The organism is Mesorhizobium sp. P2_H9, assembly GCF_056403215.1.
In genome coordinates this window covers 1-18,069 of record NZ_JBFUFX010000002.1, presented here as the reverse complement: position 1 = coordinate 18,069, position 18,069 = coordinate 1, and the positions used below count along the sequence as shown (strand labels likewise).

Annotated in this window: 16 protein-coding genes and 1 tRNA gene; 8 read left to right on the top strand and 9 right to left on the bottom strand. The window is 61.5% G+C overall.

Annotated features, from left to right (window positions below; translation table 11 throughout):
* Nucleotides 1-17 precede the first annotated feature (17 nt).
* From cdd to AC1DXN_RS03090, 4 genes are all read right to left on the bottom strand, one after another.
* The gene (cdd, locus tag AC1DXN_RS03105; protein WP_477273358.1) at nt 18-410 is read right to left on the bottom strand and encodes a cytidine deaminase; all 393 of its coding nucleotides are present in this window, start codon (nt 408-410) and stop codon (nt 18-20) included.
* An 80-nt stretch (nt 411-490) separates the two neighbouring features.
* On the bottom strand, nt 491-1,462 hold the full coding sequence (locus AC1DXN_RS03100; protein ID WP_477248578.1) for an ABC transporter permease: 972 nt from the start codon (nt 1,460-1,462) through the stop codon (nt 491-493).
* A gap of 1 nt (nt 1,463) precedes the next feature.
* The gene (locus tag AC1DXN_RS03095; protein WP_477248579.1) at nt 1,464-2,603 is read right to left on the bottom strand and encodes an ABC transporter permease; all 1,140 of its coding nucleotides are present in this window, start codon (nt 2,601-2,603) and stop codon (nt 1,464-1,466) included.
* Nucleotides 2,600-4,132: an ABC transporter ATP-binding protein gene (locus AC1DXN_RS03090; protein ID WP_477273360.1), complete on the bottom strand. Its 1,533-nt coding sequence runs from the start codon at nt 4,130-4,132 to the stop codon at nt 2,600-2,602. The genes AC1DXN_RS03095 and AC1DXN_RS03090 overlap by 4 nt, the downstream gene beginning before the upstream one ends.
* A gap of 219 nt (nt 4,133-4,351) precedes the next feature.
* Here AC1DXN_RS03090 and AC1DXN_RS03085 point away from each other — a divergent pair, with 219 nt between their 5' ends.
* Both AC1DXN_RS03085 and AC1DXN_RS03080 read left to right on the top strand, forming a co-directional pair.
* On the top strand, nt 4,352-4,558 hold the full coding sequence (locus tag AC1DXN_RS03085; RefSeq protein ID WP_477248594.1) for a SlyX family protein: 207 nt from the start codon (nt 4,352-4,354) through the stop codon (nt 4,556-4,558).
* Nucleotides 4,559-4,567: 9 nt separating this feature from the next.
* Complete coding sequence (locus AC1DXN_RS03080) at nt 4,568-4,972, top strand: hypothetical protein (RefSeq protein ID WP_477273361.1); 405 nt, start codon at nt 4,568-4,570, stop codon at nt 4,970-4,972.
* A gap of 94 nt (nt 4,973-5,066) precedes the next feature.
* Here the strand turns inward: AC1DXN_RS03080 and AC1DXN_RS03075 are convergent, their stop codons facing one another.
* The 4 genes from AC1DXN_RS03075 to AC1DXN_RS03060 form a co-directional block, all read right to left on the bottom strand.
* The gene (locus tag AC1DXN_RS03075; RefSeq protein WP_477273363.1) at nt 5,067-6,056 is read right to left on the bottom strand and encodes a BMP family lipoprotein; all 990 of its coding nucleotides are present in this window, start codon (nt 6,054-6,056) and stop codon (nt 5,067-5,069) included.
* 212 nt (nt 6,057-6,268) lie between these two features.
* Nucleotides 6,269-6,934, bottom strand: a complete 666-nt coding sequence (gene msrA, locus AC1DXN_RS03070) for a peptide-methionine (S)-S-oxide reductase MsrA (RefSeq protein ID WP_477273365.1) — start codon at nt 6,932-6,934, stop codon at nt 6,269-6,271.
* Between the two features lie 57 nt (nt 6,935-6,991).
* Nucleotides 6,992-7,315, bottom strand: a complete 324-nt coding sequence (locus AC1DXN_RS03065; protein ID WP_477273367.1) for a hypothetical protein — start codon at nt 7,313-7,315, stop codon at nt 6,992-6,994.
* Between the two features lie 180 nt (nt 7,316-7,495).
* On the bottom strand, nt 7,496-8,215 hold the full coding sequence (locus tag AC1DXN_RS03060) for a hypothetical protein (protein WP_477273369.1): 720 nt from the start codon (nt 8,213-8,215) through the stop codon (nt 7,496-7,498).
* A gap of 370 nt (nt 8,216-8,585) precedes the next feature.
* Here AC1DXN_RS03060 and AC1DXN_RS03055 point away from each other — a divergent pair.
* From AC1DXN_RS03055 to AC1DXN_RS03035, 5 genes are all read left to right on the top strand, one after another.
* Nucleotides 8,586-8,675: transfer RNA gene (locus AC1DXN_RS03055), tRNA-Ser, on the top strand.
* 446 nt (nt 8,676-9,121) lie between these two features.
* Nucleotides 9,122-10,573, top strand: coding sequence for a TolC family protein (locus tag AC1DXN_RS03050; RefSeq protein ID WP_477273370.1), 1,452 nt, complete (start codon nt 9,122-9,124; stop codon nt 10,571-10,573).
* Nucleotides 10,574-10,611: 38 nt separating this feature from the next.
* On the top strand, nt 10,612-12,744 hold the full coding sequence (locus AC1DXN_RS03045; protein ID WP_477273372.1) for a type I secretion system permease/ATPase: 2,133 nt from the start codon (nt 10,612-10,614) through the stop codon (nt 12,742-12,744).
* Between the two features lie 45 nt (nt 12,745-12,789).
* Entirely contained in the window at nt 12,790-14,079 is a 1,290-nt protein-coding gene (locus AC1DXN_RS03040) for an HlyD family type I secretion periplasmic adaptor subunit (protein WP_477248588.1), read from the top strand.
* Nucleotides 14,069-14,710, top strand: a complete 642-nt coding sequence (locus tag AC1DXN_RS03035; protein ID WP_477248589.1) for a ribbon-helix-helix domain-containing protein — start codon at nt 14,069-14,071, stop codon at nt 14,708-14,710. Before AC1DXN_RS03040 ends, AC1DXN_RS03035 begins: the two co-directional genes overlap by 11 nt.
* 23 nt (nt 14,711-14,733) lie before the next feature.
* On the opposite strand, the gene AC1DXN_RS03030 is transcribed toward AC1DXN_RS03035, so the two are convergent.
* On the bottom strand, nt 14,734-15,678 hold the full coding sequence (locus tag AC1DXN_RS03030; RefSeq protein ID WP_477273374.1) for a transglutaminase-like cysteine peptidase: 945 nt from the start codon (nt 15,676-15,678) through the stop codon (nt 14,734-14,736).
* A 322-nt stretch (nt 15,679-16,000) separates the two neighbouring features.
* On the opposite strand from AC1DXN_RS03030, the gene AC1DXN_RS03025 reads away from it, so the two are divergent.
* Nucleotides 16,001-18,069 (top strand): hypothetical protein (locus tag AC1DXN_RS03025; protein WP_477421455.1); only part of this gene is annotated, 2,069 nt, incomplete at its 3' end.

Here is an 18,069-nt window from a genome sequence, read left to right as displayed (position 1 = left end):
TTCATTTCACCAGTTCTTCATTTCAAAATGTCGCCGCGGAAGCCGTAGGGCAGCATATCGCCCATGGTCATGGTCTCGACCACGCCGGTATTGTCGCAGAGATAGAGTTTCGTTTCCGGCTGGCAGAATTCCGCGAGTCGCTGACGGCAGCCGCCACAGGGCGAGCATTTGCCTGTGCGCTCGGCGATCACCGCAACCTCGGTGATCTTGCCGCCGCCGCCCATGATGTAGTGGCCGAGCGCTGTGGTTTCGGCGCACCAGCCTTCCGGAAAGGACGCGTTCTCGACATTGGCGCCAACGAAAACCCGGCCGTCGTCGGTGCGCAACGCAGCCCCGACCGGGAATTTCGAATAGGGCGCATAGGCCTTGGCCATGGCGGCTTGCGCCGCTTCGAACAGATCATGAGCCATTTAGTCTTTCTCTCGCATGATCTTGTCCGAAAACCGGGTCCCACTTTTCGCTGACGCGGACCTGTGGTTCGGGATCATGCTTAGCGTTCCTTGACGTAAGGCACGCCGCCGGCGCGCGGCGGGATCGCCTTGCCGATGAAGCCGGCAAGCAGGATGACGGTGAGGATATAGGGCAGTGCCTGCATGAACTGTACCGGCACCTTGCCGATCAGCGGCAGTGGCGTGCCTTGCAGGCGGATCGCCGCGGCATCGAGGAAGCCGAACAGAAGGCAGGCGAACATGGCATTGACCGGCCTCCACTTGGCAAAGATCAGCGCCGCCAGCGCGATATAGCCCTTGCCGGCAGTCATGTCCTTCACGAAGCCGCCATTCTGCACCATCGACAGATAGGCGCCGGCAATGCCGGTCAATATACCGGTGCAGATCAGCGCCCGGTAGCGCAGCCAGGCGACAGAGATACCGGCGGTGTCGACGGCGGCCGGGTTCTCGCCGACCGCGCGCAGGCGCAGGCCGAAGCGGGTGCGAAACAGCACCCACCAGGTAAACGGCACCATCGCGAATGCGAGATAAACCAGGATGGAGTGGCCGGACAGAAGCTCGGCATAGATCGGTCCGAGGATCGGCACGTCGCGGACAGTATCGGCGCCGGGCAAGGTGATGGCCTCGAAGCGTTCGCCCGGCTGCAGTGCTGGCGTGCGCCCGCCTTGCTGGAACCAGGCCTGGCCGAGGATGATGGTCGAACCAGCAGCGATGAAATTGATCGCCACGCCGGAGACGATCTGGTTGCCGCGGTGCGTGATCGAAGCAAAGCCATGCACCAGTGCAAAGGCGACCGACATCACGATCGCCATGCCGAGGCCGAGAAGGGCCGAATGCATGACCGAGGCGGCGGCGGCGCCGGCGAAGGCGCCGACCAGCATCTTGCCTTCCAGCCCGATGTCGAAGACACCGGCGCGTTCCGAATAGAGGCCGGCGAGACAGGCGAGCAGCAACGGCACCGACAGGCGTATCGTCGAGTCGAGTATCTGCACGATGGCCATGAACACATCCATCTCAGGCGCCCTTCCCTTTGACCGCTTCAATGCCGACCGACCTCGGACTGAACGAGGCGAATAGCGCCTGCACATAGGGACGGAACATATGCTCCAGCGCACCGGCAAACAGGATAACCAGACCCTGGATGATGACGATCATGTCGCGGCTGATCGCCGGCATCTCGAAGGCGAGTTCGGCGCCGCCCTGGTAGAGCATGCCGAACAGGATCGCCGCCAGCACGATGCCGACCGGATGCAGGCGGCCCATCAGCGCCACGGCGATGCCGACAAAGCCGGCGCCGGAGACGAAGTCGATCGCCACATTGTGCTGGTCACCCATCACCGGATTGAGCGTCATCATGCCGGCCAGCGCGCCCGAGATCATCATCGCGACGATGATGATGCGGGTCTCTGAAATGCCGGCATAGCGCGCTGCCTTCGGGCTGTGGCCATAGGTGCGCATCTCGTAGCCGAGCTTGGTGCGCCAGATCAGCAGCCAGACCAGAAAAGCCATCACCAGCGCCAGCAGGAAGCAGATGTTGAAGGGCGCCGAGCGGATCTTGGCGCCGAACAGTTCGATGATCCAGTTGAGCTTGGGGAGTTCGGCGCCGGCGAGAAAGTTGCGGGTCTGCGGCGCTTGCGAGGCTGCCGGCTTCAACAGCCCGACCAGGAGATAGACCATGATCGACGCGGCGATGAAGTTGAACATGATGGTGGTGATGACAATGTGCGAACCGCGCTTGGCCTGCAGATAGGCCGGGATCAAAGCCCATAGCGCGCCAACCGCGGCCCCGGCGATGATTGCCAGCGGAAAGGTCAGCCACCATGGCAGCACGCTGTCGAAGGTCAGGCAGACCACGGCGACGCCGAGGCCGGCAATGTAGGCTTGGCCCTCTGTGCCGATGTTGAACAGGCCGCAATGCGCGGCCACCGCCACAGACAGGCCGGTGAAGATGAAAGTGGTGGCGTAGAACAGCGTGAAGGCGATGCCGGTTCCCTTGCCGAAGGCGCCCTCGACCAGGATGACGGCGGCGCGGAGCGGGTTTTCGCCCACCAACATGACGACGAAGCCGGCAACGATGAAGGCGACCGACAAATTGATCAGCGGGATCAGCCCATAGTCGGCCCAGGCCGGCAGCTTGGCGTAAGGCGTGCTCATTCTGCGGCCTCCTGGCGCTCGACACCCGCCATCAGCAGGCCGAGCTCGCCTTCGGTCGCCTCCGGGCCGCGCTCGCCGACGATGCGGCCGGCAAACATCACCAGGATGCGGTCGGACAGCGATCGGATCTCGTCGAGTTCGACCGACACCACCAGCACCGCCTTGCCCTGGTCGCGCATGGCAATCAGCCGCTTGTGGATGAATTCGATGGCGCCGACGTCGACGCCGCGCGTCGGCTGGCCGACGATGAGAACACCCGGGTCTTGTTCCATTTCCCGCGCGAGCACGATCTTCTGCTGGTTGCCGCCAGAGAAGTTCGCTGTCCTCAGGCGCGGATTGCCGGGACGGATGTCGTATTTCTCGATCTTGTCCTTGGCATCGGCCATGATGGCATCGATGTTGAGGAACGGTCCTTTGAGGTAGCGGGGGTCGTCGTGATAGCCGAGGATGGAATTTTCGTTCTCCTCGAAGGCCAGCACCAATCCGACATGATGGCGATCTTCCGGCACATGGGCCAGCCCACGGTCGCGCAACTCGCCGGGATCGGCGGCCCCGGTAAGGTCTATCGGCTTGCCGTCGAGCATGACAGAGCCGGAAACGGCGCGCCTGATGCCGGAAATCGCCTCGAGCAATTCGGATTGGCCGTTGCCGGCCACGCCGGCAATGCCGACAATCTCGCCGGCGCGGATGTCGAAGGAGATGTCGTCGACCATGGTAACACCGCGCTGGTCCTTCACCGTCAGGTTCTTGACCGCGAGCTTGACGTTGCCGGCTTCCGCCTCGCCCTTTTCGACCCGGAGCAGGACGCGCCGCCCGACCATCAGCTCGGCCAGTTCCTCGACAGTGGTCTTAGCTGTCTCGCGCGTCGCCACCATCGTGCCCTGGCGCATGACCGAGACGCTGTCGGTGATGGCCATGATCTCGCGCAGCTTGTGAGTGATCAGCACCACCGTTTTTCCCTGTTCCTTCAATTGCTTGAGAATGCGGAACAGGTGGTCGGCTTCGGCTGGCGTCAACACGCCCGTCGGCTCGTCGAGGATCAGGATCTCGGCGCCGCGATAGAGCGCCTTGAGGATTTCGACGCGCTGCTGCAGGCCGACCGGCAATTCCTCGATGATCGCGTCGGGGTCGACTTCGAGCCCGTATTCGCGTTCGAGACGTTCGAGTTCGGAGCGTGCCTTGGCGATGCTCTTTTTCAGCAGCGCATCGCTTTCGGCGCCCAGGATGATGTTTTCCAGCACCGTGAAATTGTCGACCAGCATGAAATGCTGGTGCACCATGCCGATGCCGAGCGCGATGGCGTCATTGGATGTCTTGATCGACGCCGGCTTGCCGCCGACGCGTATCTCGCCGCTGTCAGCCTGGTAGAAGCCGTAGAGGATCGACATCAGCGTCGACTTGCCGGCGCCATTCTCGCCGACGATGCCATGGATGGTGCCGCGGGCGATCTCCAGATTGATGTCGCGGTTGGCGCGCACGGCGCCAAAACTCTTGTTGATGCCGATAAGCTCGATTGCGGCTTGCGCCATGCAGCCTGTCCCACTCTTATTTTTTTATCGCTTGGTCAAAACGCCTAGCATGATGCCCCGCCCATGCCAATCGGCCGAAGCGGTGTTCACTCTCGACAAATCCCTGCGTGCTTGTCAATTTCCAACATGGCCGCGACCTTCACATTCGCTAATATGGCGAATCCGAAATTCGCAGCTTTTTGCAGCTGCGTGGGCCAAGACCAGGGATTTTTAGAAATGATCATGCCTGCCGACCGGCTGACGACGCTGGAAATCCGCGCCACCGAGCAGGAGAAGACCATCGACGAACTGTCCGGCCAGATCGCCGAGCAGTGGAAGGTGATCGAGCGCATGCAGCGCAAGCTCGATGCACTGAGCGAACGGTTTCTGGCGCTGGAGGAACAGTCTGCATCCGATGTGCCAGTGACCAAGCCGCCGCATTGGTAGGAGGAGACGATGGCCAGTGAAAGCGATCGCGTTGCGCGGGCCGGCGACTATGTGCTTGGCCTGATGAACGACCGGGACCGCGAGCGCGCCGAGCGCGATCTGGAGATCGACCCCGCCTTCCGCGACGCGGTGATGCGGCTGGCCGAGCGCATGCACATCTTCGATCGCACTGAGGCAACGGGCGCAGAGCCCGACAATCGCTGGGAACTGATCACCCAACGCATCGCCGAACTGCCACAGATGCGCCTGTCCAGCCTCGACAGCAGCGATGTGAGACCGCCGGCAATGATCCAGGGCCTTAGCCGGCGACCTTACGGCGTCGGCCTGCACGCGCTCGGCGGCCGGCGCGGAACCGTCATCGCCCTCGGGCTGATTGCAGCCTTTGCGCTGGGTTATCTCGTGGGAAAGTTTTAGGCGGCCGGGCGCGCCGACGTTTCACGCGGCAAAACCTTGCTCAAAACAAAACCGCCGGGACGATGCCCGGCGGTTTGCAATCTATTTGGCAGGATCAATACGGGCAGGCGTTGTCGGTGGTGTAGTCGTGCACCTGGACCGTGCCGGCGATGATATCGGCCTTGGCCTTTTCGACGGCGGCTTTCATCTCGTCGGTGACGAGCGCCTTGTTGTTGTCGTCCATGGCGTAGTCGACGCCGCCCTCCTTGAGGCCGAGATTTTGCAGGCCGCCCTTGAAGGTGCCGTTCTTGCCGTCCATGAAAGCGGTGTAGACGGCAACGTCGACGCGCTTCAGCATCGAGGTCAGCACCTTGCCGGGCTGCAGGCCGTTCTGGTTGGAATCAACGCCGATGCCGAGCTTGCCGGCATCGGCTGCCGCCTGCAGCACGCCAACGCCGGTGCCGCCGGCCGCGGCATAGACCACGTCGGAGCCCTGGTCGATCTGCGTCTTGGCGATCTCGCCGCCCTTGGTCGGATCGTTCCACGCCGCCGGGGTGTCACCGGTCATGTTCTGGATGACTTCGGTCGCACCCGCCGACTTGGCGCCGCCGACATAGCCGCATTCGAATTTGCGGATCAGCGGAATGTCCATGCCGCCGATGAAGCTGACCTTCTTGGACTTCGAGGCCATCGCCGCCATTATGCCGACGAGATAGGAGCCTTCATTCTCCTTGAAGACAAGCGAGCGGACATTGGGCAGATCGACAGCATCGTCGATGATGGCGAAGTTGAGGTCAGGATATTCAGTCGCGACCGCCTTGAGCGCATCCTCCCAGGCAAAGCCGGCCATGACGATCGGGTTGCGGCCGTCCTCGGCGAAGCGGCGCAGGGCCTGCTCGCGCTGCGAAGCGTTGGACACCTCGAACTCGACATAGGCGTTGCCGGTTTCGGTCTTGAACTTTTCGGCGCCGTGGAAGGCAGCCTCGTTGAAGGATTTGTCGAACTTGCCGCCGAGATCGTAGAGGATGGCCGGCTGGACATCCGCGGCGAAAGCCGGGAGAACCATTGCAGTTGCGGCCAGAAGGCCGAGAACGATACGTTTCATGTGATCCACACCCTGTCGGTTATTTTTTCCGTTACGCACCGCATACCGGCCCGGTTCACCGGCAGGCATGCGACGTCAGGCAGGAGTGTATTCCCCTCCCGCTCAGGGCCAATCTGGCACGGCCCGAAACAAAATTCACGCGGAATTTTGACCTTTTGGAAAAGCGTGGCGCCGGGACGCGGCGCCACAACCAATTCCTTTCGCCAAAGGCCTTAAGCCGAGGCGGCAGCCGGAATGGCGCAAGCAATGCCGGTGCCCTTGAGGTTGCAATAACCGTAAGGGTTCTTCGCCAGATATTGCTGGTGGTCTTGCTCGGCGAAATAGAATTCGGGCGCCGCCGCGATCTCGGTGGTGATCTTGCCGCGGCCCGCACCACGCAAGGAGCTTTCGTAAGCGTCGCGTGACACGATCGCCGCCTGGTGTTGCGCGTCACCAAACGTGTAGATCACCGAGCGATAGGTGGTACCGACATCGTTGCCCTGACGCATGCCTTGCGTCGGGTCGTGGCTTTCCCAGAACAGCTTCAACAGGTCGCTGTAGGAGACGATCCTAGGGTCGTAGACGACGAGCACCACTTCGGCATGGCCGGTGAGGCCGGTGCAGGTTTCCTGGTAGGTCGGATTGGGGGTGACGCCACCGGCAAAGCCGACGGCAGTGACCCAGACGCCTTCGCGCTGCCAGAACAGGCGCTCGGCGCCCCAGAAGCAGCCGAGCCCGAACATCGCCGTCTCCAGCCCCTCGGGATAGGGTCCCTTGAGCGGCCGCTTCGAGACAAAGTGCCTGGAGGCCGTCGCGAGCGCCCTAGCACGGCCCGGCAGCGCCTCGGAGGGCTTCGGCAGATTGAGCTTCTTGTTCAGCATATCGCTGAGAAAAAACATGCGCAGTCTCCCTTTCTCTGAGCTTGGGGACGCCGGAAACGCACCGACAACAGATCATCAGTTAGGGGCGAACTGTCCGCTCCGCCGCTGCCGCCTGTAGCCGATCGCATAGAGGAGGAAGGCAGCGACCGCGAACACCGCAAAGCCGGGCTGGTTGAGCACCCAGGCGACGGCGCCGTCCCACAACATCGGATTGACCTTGTCGCGGACAAAGCTCTCGAAGGCGCCGCGCGTGTCCGGCGAGACGGCAAGCCAGCTCGTGTTGAGCGGCGTCATCACCAGGGCGGAAGCCGCCACCGACCGCGTCGCATCCAACACCGCCATGATGACGGAAACCGAAAGCGATATCATTGCCGCGAGACGAAAGATGAAGCGAAACATCCAGACCCTCCCCGGATTTTTCCGGCGCCGTATCTCATTGTTTTAACGCAATTCCCTAGGGAAAGCCGTTTCACACTTTTCCTGGAATTGCCCTAGACTTTTTCTGGTTGTGTTGCGAACCGAGACATAGTGCGTGCCCGCTTTGTTCGCAATCGTGACACGCGAATTTGAAGCCTGGACCTATGTTGCCGGCTTCCGCTTTCGCCAGTGCACCCACCAGACGGCAAACAGTCCGCCGGCGATCGCCCCGACAACCAGGCCGGCCAGCCCGATGAACAGGGCAAAGTAGCCGCAGGCGCCCTCGAAGCAGCTCATGTCGGTGGTTTCGGCAATCAGCGCGCCGGCGGCAAAGCCGGCGCCGGCGCCAAGAGCCGCACCGAGGATGATGCCAAGCAAGGCGGCGATGATCGAGACCAGCACCGGCGGGCTTTCGCTTTCGGGATTGGCATAAGCCGTCTCGGCGCCTGCGCCGCGTCGCAACAGATAGATGCAGAGCAACCCGATGGCGATTTCAGCCGCGGTGACGGCCAGCCCGTGGCCAGAGAAAACGAAATCGGGCACGACCAGCATATAGGCCTGCCTTGCCGCGAGCCACAGGATGGTGGCGACCTGCCAGATGGTGAAATGGCGTGGGAACCGCGCCGAGCGGTTAAAGGCGAGGCCGAGCAAATAAAGCCCCCACAGGATGGTGACGATGCTGGCCGCAAGGCCGCCATAGACGAGATAGAAGACGCTGTCCGGCAGGTCGTAGTCGGTGGTGGTCAGGCGCCATGCGGAAATCAGGCTGTAGGCCGACCAAGCCATGACGAAGACCAGCCATGCCGGCGGAATATAGGAAAGCCCACTGTCCGGCCGCCCGGTTGGCTGCTGCCCGACTGGCTGTTGATTGGTCGATGTCATGGTCGGACGATGCCCCCGCAAAGCCTCACGGCTACTCGACAGGCGGTCAGCGACGAAGTCAAGCATGGCAGGCTCTACGGCCCTGCCTGTGCACATTATTCGGTTGCCGCCGCCACGACAGGCGTCGGGGCGCGGCGTGGCAAAAGACGCCAATCCCGGCACGGCGAATAGAATGCCCGTTATGACTTGGCATTCGACGCCGGATCGACTAGATGAGCCCCGCACCTGTTGCTTTGACGGCTCAGGGGCGGGGAAAGGGTGTTCGCTGGTTGRCGGCGCCCACGGTGCGGAGTTTCCGGCCGGAATTCCCAAGGGGTGATGCATTTCCCCAACCCGCGCGGCGAAACCGGCCGATGCGAAATGCTAAGACGGAGAGGTGGCCGAGTGGTTGAAGGCGCACGCCTGGAAAGTGTGTTTACGGGAGACCGTAACGCGGGTTCGAATCCCGCTCTCTCCGCCAGTTTCGAGTGTCGCAGACTGTTGAAACACCGGTACCCGGTCGGCACCGCTCAACCACAGTGTGCGTTCCGGCTTCGAGGCGTCTGGCAACAGCCTAAAGCTCACCTGCAGCCGCCACCAAGGTGCTGCCGGTCGCGCTCGCAGAGAATATACACCCAGAAATAGTCAGGCTATTTGGGGAGACTCGCTTATAGCCCTCTTCGCGAATGTCTTCGTTTGCCATGTTCGAACTCTGATGGCTTTTGCCTGACAGCTCAGCGGGTATTGGTTCTGTGCCATTTTTGCTACATTCCGAAACCTTATTGCTTGAATCCACCTTTTTAGTGGCCTCTAAAGTCAATAAGCACTGACATCTTTCGTGAATTTGTGGACAATCACGCTTGGGTTGTGGTGCCTGAAAAAGGCACAGGGGAACCGTTGGGGTGGAATAAGTTGGGGTGGAATAATATGAATACGACAGCTCTGTCGGCCATAAGCAAGCGCCTTGGCCTGCTGACGACGGTTGCCATATTGAGCTGCGGGAGTGCTCATGCGCTCACCCTCAAAGAGGCCATGGCCGTTGCGGTGGAGTCCAATCCCGAGATTGGCCAGGCAATCGAAAACCGCGAAGCAATCGAATTCGAGTTGCGCCAGGCGAAAGGGCTGTATCTTCCCAGCGTCGACCTCGAAGGATCCGCGGGCGCTCGCCGTCTCGACAACCCGTCCCGGCGGGCGCTCTCCATCGAGGATGACGCGCTCTATCCGGCCGAAGCCGATCTCACGGTTTCGCAGACGCTCTATGACAGCGGAGCCAGGCGGGCCGAGTTGAACCGTCAGGCGTCGCGCGTCGATGGTGCGTCCTTCCGGGTGCTGGAGCGCTCCGAATTCATCGGGCTCTCGGTTGTCCAGGACTATCTGGAATACATGCTGCAGGCTTCGATCGTCGCCGAGGCAAAGAAGAACCTCGGCTTCCATCAGGCGATTCTCGGCGACATCCAGCAAGGCATTGCAGGCGGGGCGCTGAACGAGGCCGACCGGCAACAGGCCGAGGAACGGCTGTTTGCTGCCAAGGCACGCATGCAGGAAGCGACCGAGGAACTGGAAGCGGCCAAGATACGGTTCTTCAAAACCGTCGGGAAGCCGCTGACCAACGCATCAAGGCCGGGCGATGTCTCCGCCGCACTGCCGAGGTCGCTTGATGAAGCAATCGGCCTGGCGCGGGAAAGCAATCCGCGCGTGCACATGGCCAACAGCGACATCGACGCGGCGGCCTCCCTTGTGGATGCTGCACGGGCGAAATTCGGACCCTCCGTCATCGCCGAAGGTATTGCACGGGCCGGAACCGACATCGATGGCGCCGACGGCGACACCAGCGACCTGCAGGCGCGGGTCGTGCTGCGCTGGAACCTCTACCGTGGCGGCATCGACAAGGCCAACGAACAGGAGCAGATCCGCCGCACCAGCGAGCAGCGTCTCGCCCTGCATCAGGTCTTGAGGGAAATCGAGGAAGCCGTCCGCACTTCATGGGATCGCCGCTTCCGGCAAGCCGACCTGGCAAAGACGCTCAAGCAGCAAGCTGCCGCGAACGAAAGGCTGGTGTCGTCTTATCGTGAACAATTCAAGGTCGGACAACGGTCCCTGCTCGACGTGCTTGATGCGCAGAATACTCGGTTCAACACGGCGACGCTGGCGGATACCGCGTCCTACGCATCGCTTTTCGCTCAGTATCGGCTGCTGGCGGCAACCGGACAGTTGCTGAAGACAATGAACCTCGAACCGGCAAAGCAAGCCACCGCCTATGCACGGACCGAGTTCGGAGCACCGGAAACGGCTGACACTGAGACCTATGCGCGGACGCCGTCGAAGCAGACAAACGATCTGCCTTTCGATATCCTCGCCCCGGTGAGAAAAAAGAAGTAGGAGGGCCCAAGGTCGAACGATAGTCCCGCGGGCAGATCGTGAACCCACAACCCAAAATCCTGTCCCCCAAAGAGGCGTTCAAGGCCTGCTTTTCGGCTGTCGCCGGATATCTCGGCAGGCCGAGCGCGGAGACCGTGCTGTTCGCCGGTGTGCCGCTGTCGGACACGCGAATTGAGATCGATGCCATCCGGCATCTTGCCGAGCGCATCGGCCTCGAAATTACCGAGTTCAGTCATCGCGATTTTCTTCGCGGACGCATCGACCTTCCCGCCATTCTGTTTCGCGTCAGCCAATTGCCGGTTGCGCTGCTTGCCGAGACCGAGGATGGCGGATTTACGACTGCTCCCCAGGAAGACGGTCGCACAACCATCAGCAAATCCGAGCTTGCCGGAAGCTATGTAAGCGGCGGCGTCTCCTTCTCGATAACCTATGCCAATGCTCTCGAGGGGATGAACGTCGGTTCGGCGGCGAAGATTGAGCGGCGACATTGGCTGACGGGAACGATGGGTCCGTTCTGGCGCACCTATTCGAAGGTCATCCTGTCGGCGGTCTTCATCAATGTGTTGGCCCTTGCCTCGCCGATCTTCACCATGAATGTCTACGACAGGATCTTGCCCAACAAGGCCATATCGACGCTCTGGGTGCTGTCGATCGGGATCGGCGCGGTCATTCTGTTCGACCTGCTTTTGAAGACCGCCAGAGCCTCCCTGATCGACTATGCCGGGCGCAAGGCCGATCTTCGCATCTCCTATCTGCTGTTCGAGAAAGTGCTGAACTCGTCCTTGTCGGCACGCCCCGGCTCAACCGGTGAATACGCAAATCGGGTGACGCAATACGAATTCGTGCGCGAATTCTTCACGTCCAACACCATCAGCGTGTTCATCGACACCGCATTTGTTTTCGTCTTTCTTCTTGTCATCTATGCGATAGGCGGCTGGCTGGTCATCATACCGGCCATTGCCTTTGTCGCCTCCGTGATCGTTGGGTTGATAACGCAGCGGCGCATCGGCAAACGTGTCGCCGCCTCCATGAATGAGGCTTCGCAACGCCAGGCGCTGCTGGTCGAATCCATCTCCACGCTGGAGACGATCAAGTCGCTGCGGGCGGAGGCGTATCTCCTGCGAAAATGGGGAGAGCATTCCAAGAACGCGGCCAACACGTCCGAGAAGATCAAGCAGCTTTCGGCTGCCGCCGGCAACATAACGCAAGCCATCCAGCAGATGGTCACCGTCGCCCTGATCGTGGCCGGCGCCTATGCCTTCTCGGAAGGGCATGTCTCCACCGGCGCCATCATCGGTACCGTCATGCTGGCGGGCCGGGCGGTGGCTCCGCTTGGGCAGATCGCGATCACCTTGTCCAGACTTCGCCAGGCAATGCTCTCCTTGCGAATGGTTAACTCCATCATGGCCCAGCCGGAGGATCGACCGGACACGGTGGGGTTCGTCAATCGCCCCATCCGCAACGGCGCGATGGCATTCAGGAATGTCGGTTTTGTCTATCCGGGCTCCGAAAACGAGGTTCTGACCGGTCTGAATTTCTCGGTGAAACCAGGTGAGCGGATTGGCATCATCGGCCGCATAGGTTCCGGAAAGACAACCATGGGCCGGCTGATCGGTCGGCTTTTCCTGCCGACCTCCGGCGAGCTGCTGCTGGATGGGATCGACATCCGCCAATATCACCCATCGGAGGTTCGCGCCGCCGTCGGGATAGTCGCGCAGGCCAACGATCTGTTTTCGGGCACCATCAAGGAAAATCTCCTGATGGCCTGTCCGGAGGCGACCGATGAGCAGATCGTCGAAGCGGCCAAGGCTGCCGGCGTCGACGATTTCGTCTCCCGCCACCCGCGTGGCTACGACATGAATGTCGGCGAGCGCGGCACCAATCTCTCGGGCGGCCAGAGACAGACAATGGCGATTGCCCGCCTGTTGCTGACCAAACCGAAAATCGTCTTCCTCGACGAGCCGTCCGGCTCGATGGATCTGGCTTCAGAGCGCCAGCTGATCAAGCAGCTCAAAGTGGCTTTCGATCGCAACACGACGCTGATCGTTTCGACGCACCGCTTCAGCATGCTTGAGCTGGCCGACCGCTTGATTGTCATCGAGCAGGGCAAGATCGTTGCCGATGGACCGAAAGACCAAGTGATACAGGCGCTACAGAAAACAAGCGCCTGACAGAACAGACTTATCGAGTACATTGAATACGTTGGGGCGTAGGAAATGCTTACCAGGGAAGACCGACCGCCGCTTTTTGCGTCGGCGTCGATATTCATCATCGGAGCGCTTTTTGTGAGTTCCGTCGCCTGGGCGTCCTTTGCCGAGGTCGATGAGATCGCGCGCGGCGACGGCAAGATCATACCTGCCTCCAAGACCCAGATCATCCAGGCCAGCGAGCCGGGTGTCGTTCAGGAAATTGCCGTGAAGATCGGGCAGGTCGTCAAGAAGAACGACCTCATCATCCGCCTCGACAATACCTTCAACACCTCCAGCCTTGGCGAGCAGCAGGCCAAGGCGCGGGCGCTGCAGACGCGCATTGCACGGCTCCAATTCGAACAGACCGGCAATCTCGAGGGCGCATTTCCCTGTCCGTCCGAGATCCAGAAGGTGGCGCCGGAAATCTGCGACAACGAGCAGAAGCTGCTCATCGCGCGCCGCGACAATTTCGAAGTCAAGCTGTCGGTTCTCAAGTCACGCCTCGATCAGCGCGAGAAGGAACTGGACGAAGCCAACGCCAATGCCGATCGCCTCACCAAGAATCTGGCCGTCAGCGACCAGGAGGCGAAGCTGGTCGAAGCGATGGTCAAGAAGGGCCTGATGGCGCGAACCGAGCAGCTCCGCGTCGAGCGCGAGCAGACCGAGCTCAACGGGCAGCTGACGCTCGCCGGCGAAACCATCAAGAAAGCCAAGTCGGCCATCACGGAAGCCAAGCTTCAGGTCGACGAGCTCGGCCTGCAGCTGCAACAGGAGGCGCTGAGCGATCTGACGCAGGCGCTGGCCGACCTTTCGGTGGTGGATGAGACGATACGCGGCGCCACCGACAAGGTGGCGCGCACCGACATCCGCTCGCCCGTCGACGGCATCGTCAACACGCTTGACATCAACACGGTCGGCGCCTTCGTCCAGCCCGGCGCGGTCGTCGCGGGGATCGTGCCGACCTCCGAGACCTTGCTTGTCGAAGCACGGGTTTCACCGCGAGACGTCGCCTTCATCCGGCCCGGCCAGGACGCTCTGATCAAGGTGACCGCCTATGACTTCTCGATCTTCGGCGGCATCGAAGGCAAGGTCTCGAACATCACCGCCGACAGCCTGGTCGACCAGAAGACTGGTGAACCCTACTATCAGGTGCGCGTCGCCACCGACAAATCGACGCTGACACGCGACGGCAAGACCTATTCGATCATCCCCGGCATGATCTGTTCGGTCGATATCAAGACTGGACGCAAGACGATCCTCACCTACCTAATGAAGCCGATCAACAAGGCGCGAGAGGAGGCCATGAGTGAGCGATAGCACTGTCTCCCCTCCTGCCGGTCGCGACCGGCTGCTGCCACCGCTGGCGACGGAGGATTTCGGACTGGAGTTCCGGGTTGTGGCGCGGGGCGGCACGCGGCGCGGCATCCGCCTGGAGCGGGCTTTCTGGACATCGCTAAAGCAGATGGCTGAACGTCGGAAGTGTACGATCGGCATGCTGATCGACGAAATCGCCGAGAGTCATGCCAATACCGGAAACCTGACATCGGCAATCCGGGTGGCCTGCATGCGTGGATTGGCCGATGAGAACCTCACCTTGCAAAGGCTGGCGTCGATCAAGACGATCAATGCCATTCTGCTCGCCTGCCCCTCACCGGCCTTTGCCCTGTCATCGTCGAAGAAGATCCTGACGTTCAATGCGCCGTTCCAGCAGTTGGTCAAGCGTCAGCTGCCGATAGCCGCAACCGATGACGCGCGACACGACCTGAAGCTAGCTCTGGACCTCAATGTCGCGGACATATTTGCGCGGCTCGACGCCAATGGCGAGGCGCCTGTTGCCACCGGGTTTGTGATCGGCGTCGGTGAACGCCGGTACCGCGGTCAGTTGAGTGCGGCGCGGGCGCCTGTCATAGAGCCCGAGTTGCTGATGGCATTCGTCTTCGGCGGCTAAAACGCCCGAAATCCCTGACGGATCTACTGCTGCAGACCCTCGCCAGGCGCGACTGTCGAAAGGCCCCCCTTTATGTCAGCCATTTGCGCCGTGCCGGTTCTGGCGCCGTGGATCCACGCGCGGTCGGTGCTGAACGAATAGAGCGGCACGTAGCTCGGCAGGTCGCTGTCGCGCGAAACCACATTGCTCAGGCTGTCGAGAATGAACGCGCCGCTGCCGGTACTGACCGACAGCACGGCATGAAAGAAACCGCGCTTGCGATCCTGCAAAACAACCAGCGACATGCTCTGCGCCGGAATGCCGGCATGCAGCAACGCCGCCATTTTGAGGATGGCAAAATCCTCGCAGTCGCCGGCCCGCCGCTCGAGGATTTCCGAGGGCTTGGCCCAGTAGTCGAGCTTGCCATAAACCACGCTGTCCTTCTTGTAGGCGATGGCGCGGTTAATGCTTGCGTTGACGAAAGACAGTTTGTCGACGAATCGCTTGTCTTTTGCCTCCTTGACGATCCCGGCAAAGGTGCTGCTCTTGCGCTCACACGCACTGCCCGCGGTACAGTCGACGATTGCCTTGTAGACAGGCGCCCAGCGCGCCGAAACCGGAAAATTGCGCATCGACAAGGCAACCGAACCGAACACGCCCGGAATGATAGCCGCCGTCTTGATGGGATCGATTGCGACATCGTCCTGCGCGGTCGAAGGACCACCCTGTTGATGGACCGCAGCAGGACCATAGCTGGCGAAAATCATGCCGATCCTGTAGGCTGGAGCAGGTTGCCAGGGTTGCGGCCGGGCCAGCGAAACGCCACCGAGACTGGGCGGGGTTTCGACCTTCGCCAGCAACCCAGCGGCAGCGCCGACATCCACTGAAATGGCGCTCGCGGATGATGGCTGCGGCAGGCTTGCGATGCCCATTGCCAGCAGGAGCAGTTTGAGCCCGGTTGTCCCCAGGGCAGATTTTTCTTTTTTCATAACGCCCACCTTTGACTGTGGACGCTACCAATCTTGTCTCAAATTACTGGAAAGGAAGGTGGACAAGTTTCCGGAAACTGTCGACGTCTATTTTGTATCAAATTTTATTTAACTTTATACTTCTGTTTACCAACGAGTCGCGACTGAGAGGCGCCAAGCGGATCGCGTCCCAGCCATTGTATATTGGGTTATATGTTTCGAGTTTACCACATGTAAAAAATGCCGAAACGCACATATCGGAGTATATGAAAACGATTGCGGGATAGTTGCAAAGAGGAAGTGGCCACTGTCTCTATCCGGGAAATACCGGAGGGGTTTGGCTATGACGACCAGTAACGAGTTGGATACCGTCTCGAATTCTTGGGACGCGCACTCTGCTCCCCATGAACATGACGGCTTGCCGTCGCACGCAGCTATCCAGGTAGCGCAGGCCGCACAGCCCGCGCCTGCCGAGCCCGTACCGGTCGATGTCGGCAGCGGCGCGCCCGTCAAACAAGATGCACCTGCGGAGGCGAAGGCCCCGGCGACAGCTGCGCCCCACGAATATGTGGCCGACGCCAGCAACGTGGTAAAGCTTCCGGCCAACGTCTCGATCGACAACATCAAGGTCGACGGCCACAACCTCGTGCTCGAACAGGCTGATGGCTCGGTCATCGTCATCAAGGACGGCGCCCTCAACGTGCCGACCTTCATCATTGGCGACGTCGAGGTGCCGCGCGTTGCCTTGCTGGCAGCGCTGGAAGCCAGCCATGTCGATGTCGCCTTCGGCGCCGATGGTTCCATATCGGCCGGTCCGGGCGGTCCGAACCCAAGTGCGGGCGCAGACTTTTCGGTTCCCCCCGGTGGCATCGGCGACGGGTTTGACCTGTCGGCACTGTTGCCCCCGACAGACCTGGCGTTCGGCCAGCCGGATCATCGCGAGCTGTTCCCAAGCCTGCGGCCGGACTCCACTCCCTCGATCATCGACCTAACGCCTTCCGTCGGTGGCGGCGACACCATCGTCAATGAAAAGGGCCTGCCGGCAAGCTCGGGGTCGGAAGGCTCGGGCGAGGCGCAAGATCCTTCGCCCAAAACCGACCAGTCGGAGATCAACACCGGCACCTTCACCATCACCTCGCCAGACGGTGTCGGCTCGCTGACCATCGCCGGCCAGGTGATTTCGGGCGCTGCCCTTGCCAACAGCGCATCGACGCCGATCGACATAACGACGCCGCTCGGCAACACGCTGACCGTCAACGGCTACGACGCCAGCACAGGCCAGGTGAGCTACAGCTACACGCTCGTCCATAGCGCGACTCACCCCGACGCAGGGATCGATTCCATCTTCGACAACATGACGGTGACGGTTACCGACACCGACGGAGACGTCTCCCTTCCGGGCACGCTGTCCGTCCAGATCGTCGACGACGTGCCGACGGCGCATGATGAAGCCTCGCAGTCGATTGCGGAAGGTGCCCCGGCGCTGACCGGAACACTGGACTTCGTCGCCGGCGCCGATGGCGCGACGGTGACGCATATCAACGGCACGCTGCTGACCTTCGATCCTGGCACGGGCTATTCGCAGTCCATCGACATCGGCGCGGGCACCATCCAGGTGAAGGCGGACGGGTCCTACTCGTTCACGCCGGATGCCTCGGTCGACAACAGCTCCGGTCCGGTGGCGGTCAACGCGACCTATACGGTGACCGATGGCGACCTCGACACTTCGACGGCCAACATCGCCTTCACAATCACGGACGGCGCGGGCCCGGCTGCGGGTGCTCCGATCACGCTGGCGCTTGACGACCAGAATCTGAGCGACGGCTCGACGCCGGCCGGTCCGGACTTCGCCTCGAACTCGATCACCTTCACGCCGGGCTCGGATGCGATCGCCTCGATTGCCTTCGGCACCGACCTGAGCGGGCTGAACACCGCGAACCTGACCTGGACCCGGGTGTCGGAYACCCAGGTCGTGGGCAAGGACGGCGCCGTGACGGTGGTGACGCTGGATCTGTCGGTTGCCAACAACGTGGCGACGGTGACGGCGACGYTGAACAACAATTACGATGCCCATCCCGGCATCAATCTCGACGACCTGGTCAATCTGGGCCATGTCGGCGTAGTCGCCACCGATACCGATGGCACCCAGGCAACCGGCACGGTCAACGTGACGGTATCCGACGACGTGCCGACGGCGCATGATGAAGCCTCGCAGTCGATTGCGGAAGGTGCCCCGGCGCTGACCGGAACACTGGACTTCGTCGCCGGCGCCGATGGCGCGACGGTGACGCATATCAACGGCACGCTGCTGACCTTCGATCCTGGCACGGGCTATTCGCAGTCCATCGACATCGGCGCGGGCACCATCCAGGTGAAGGCGGACGGGTCCTACTCGTTCACGCCGGATGCCTC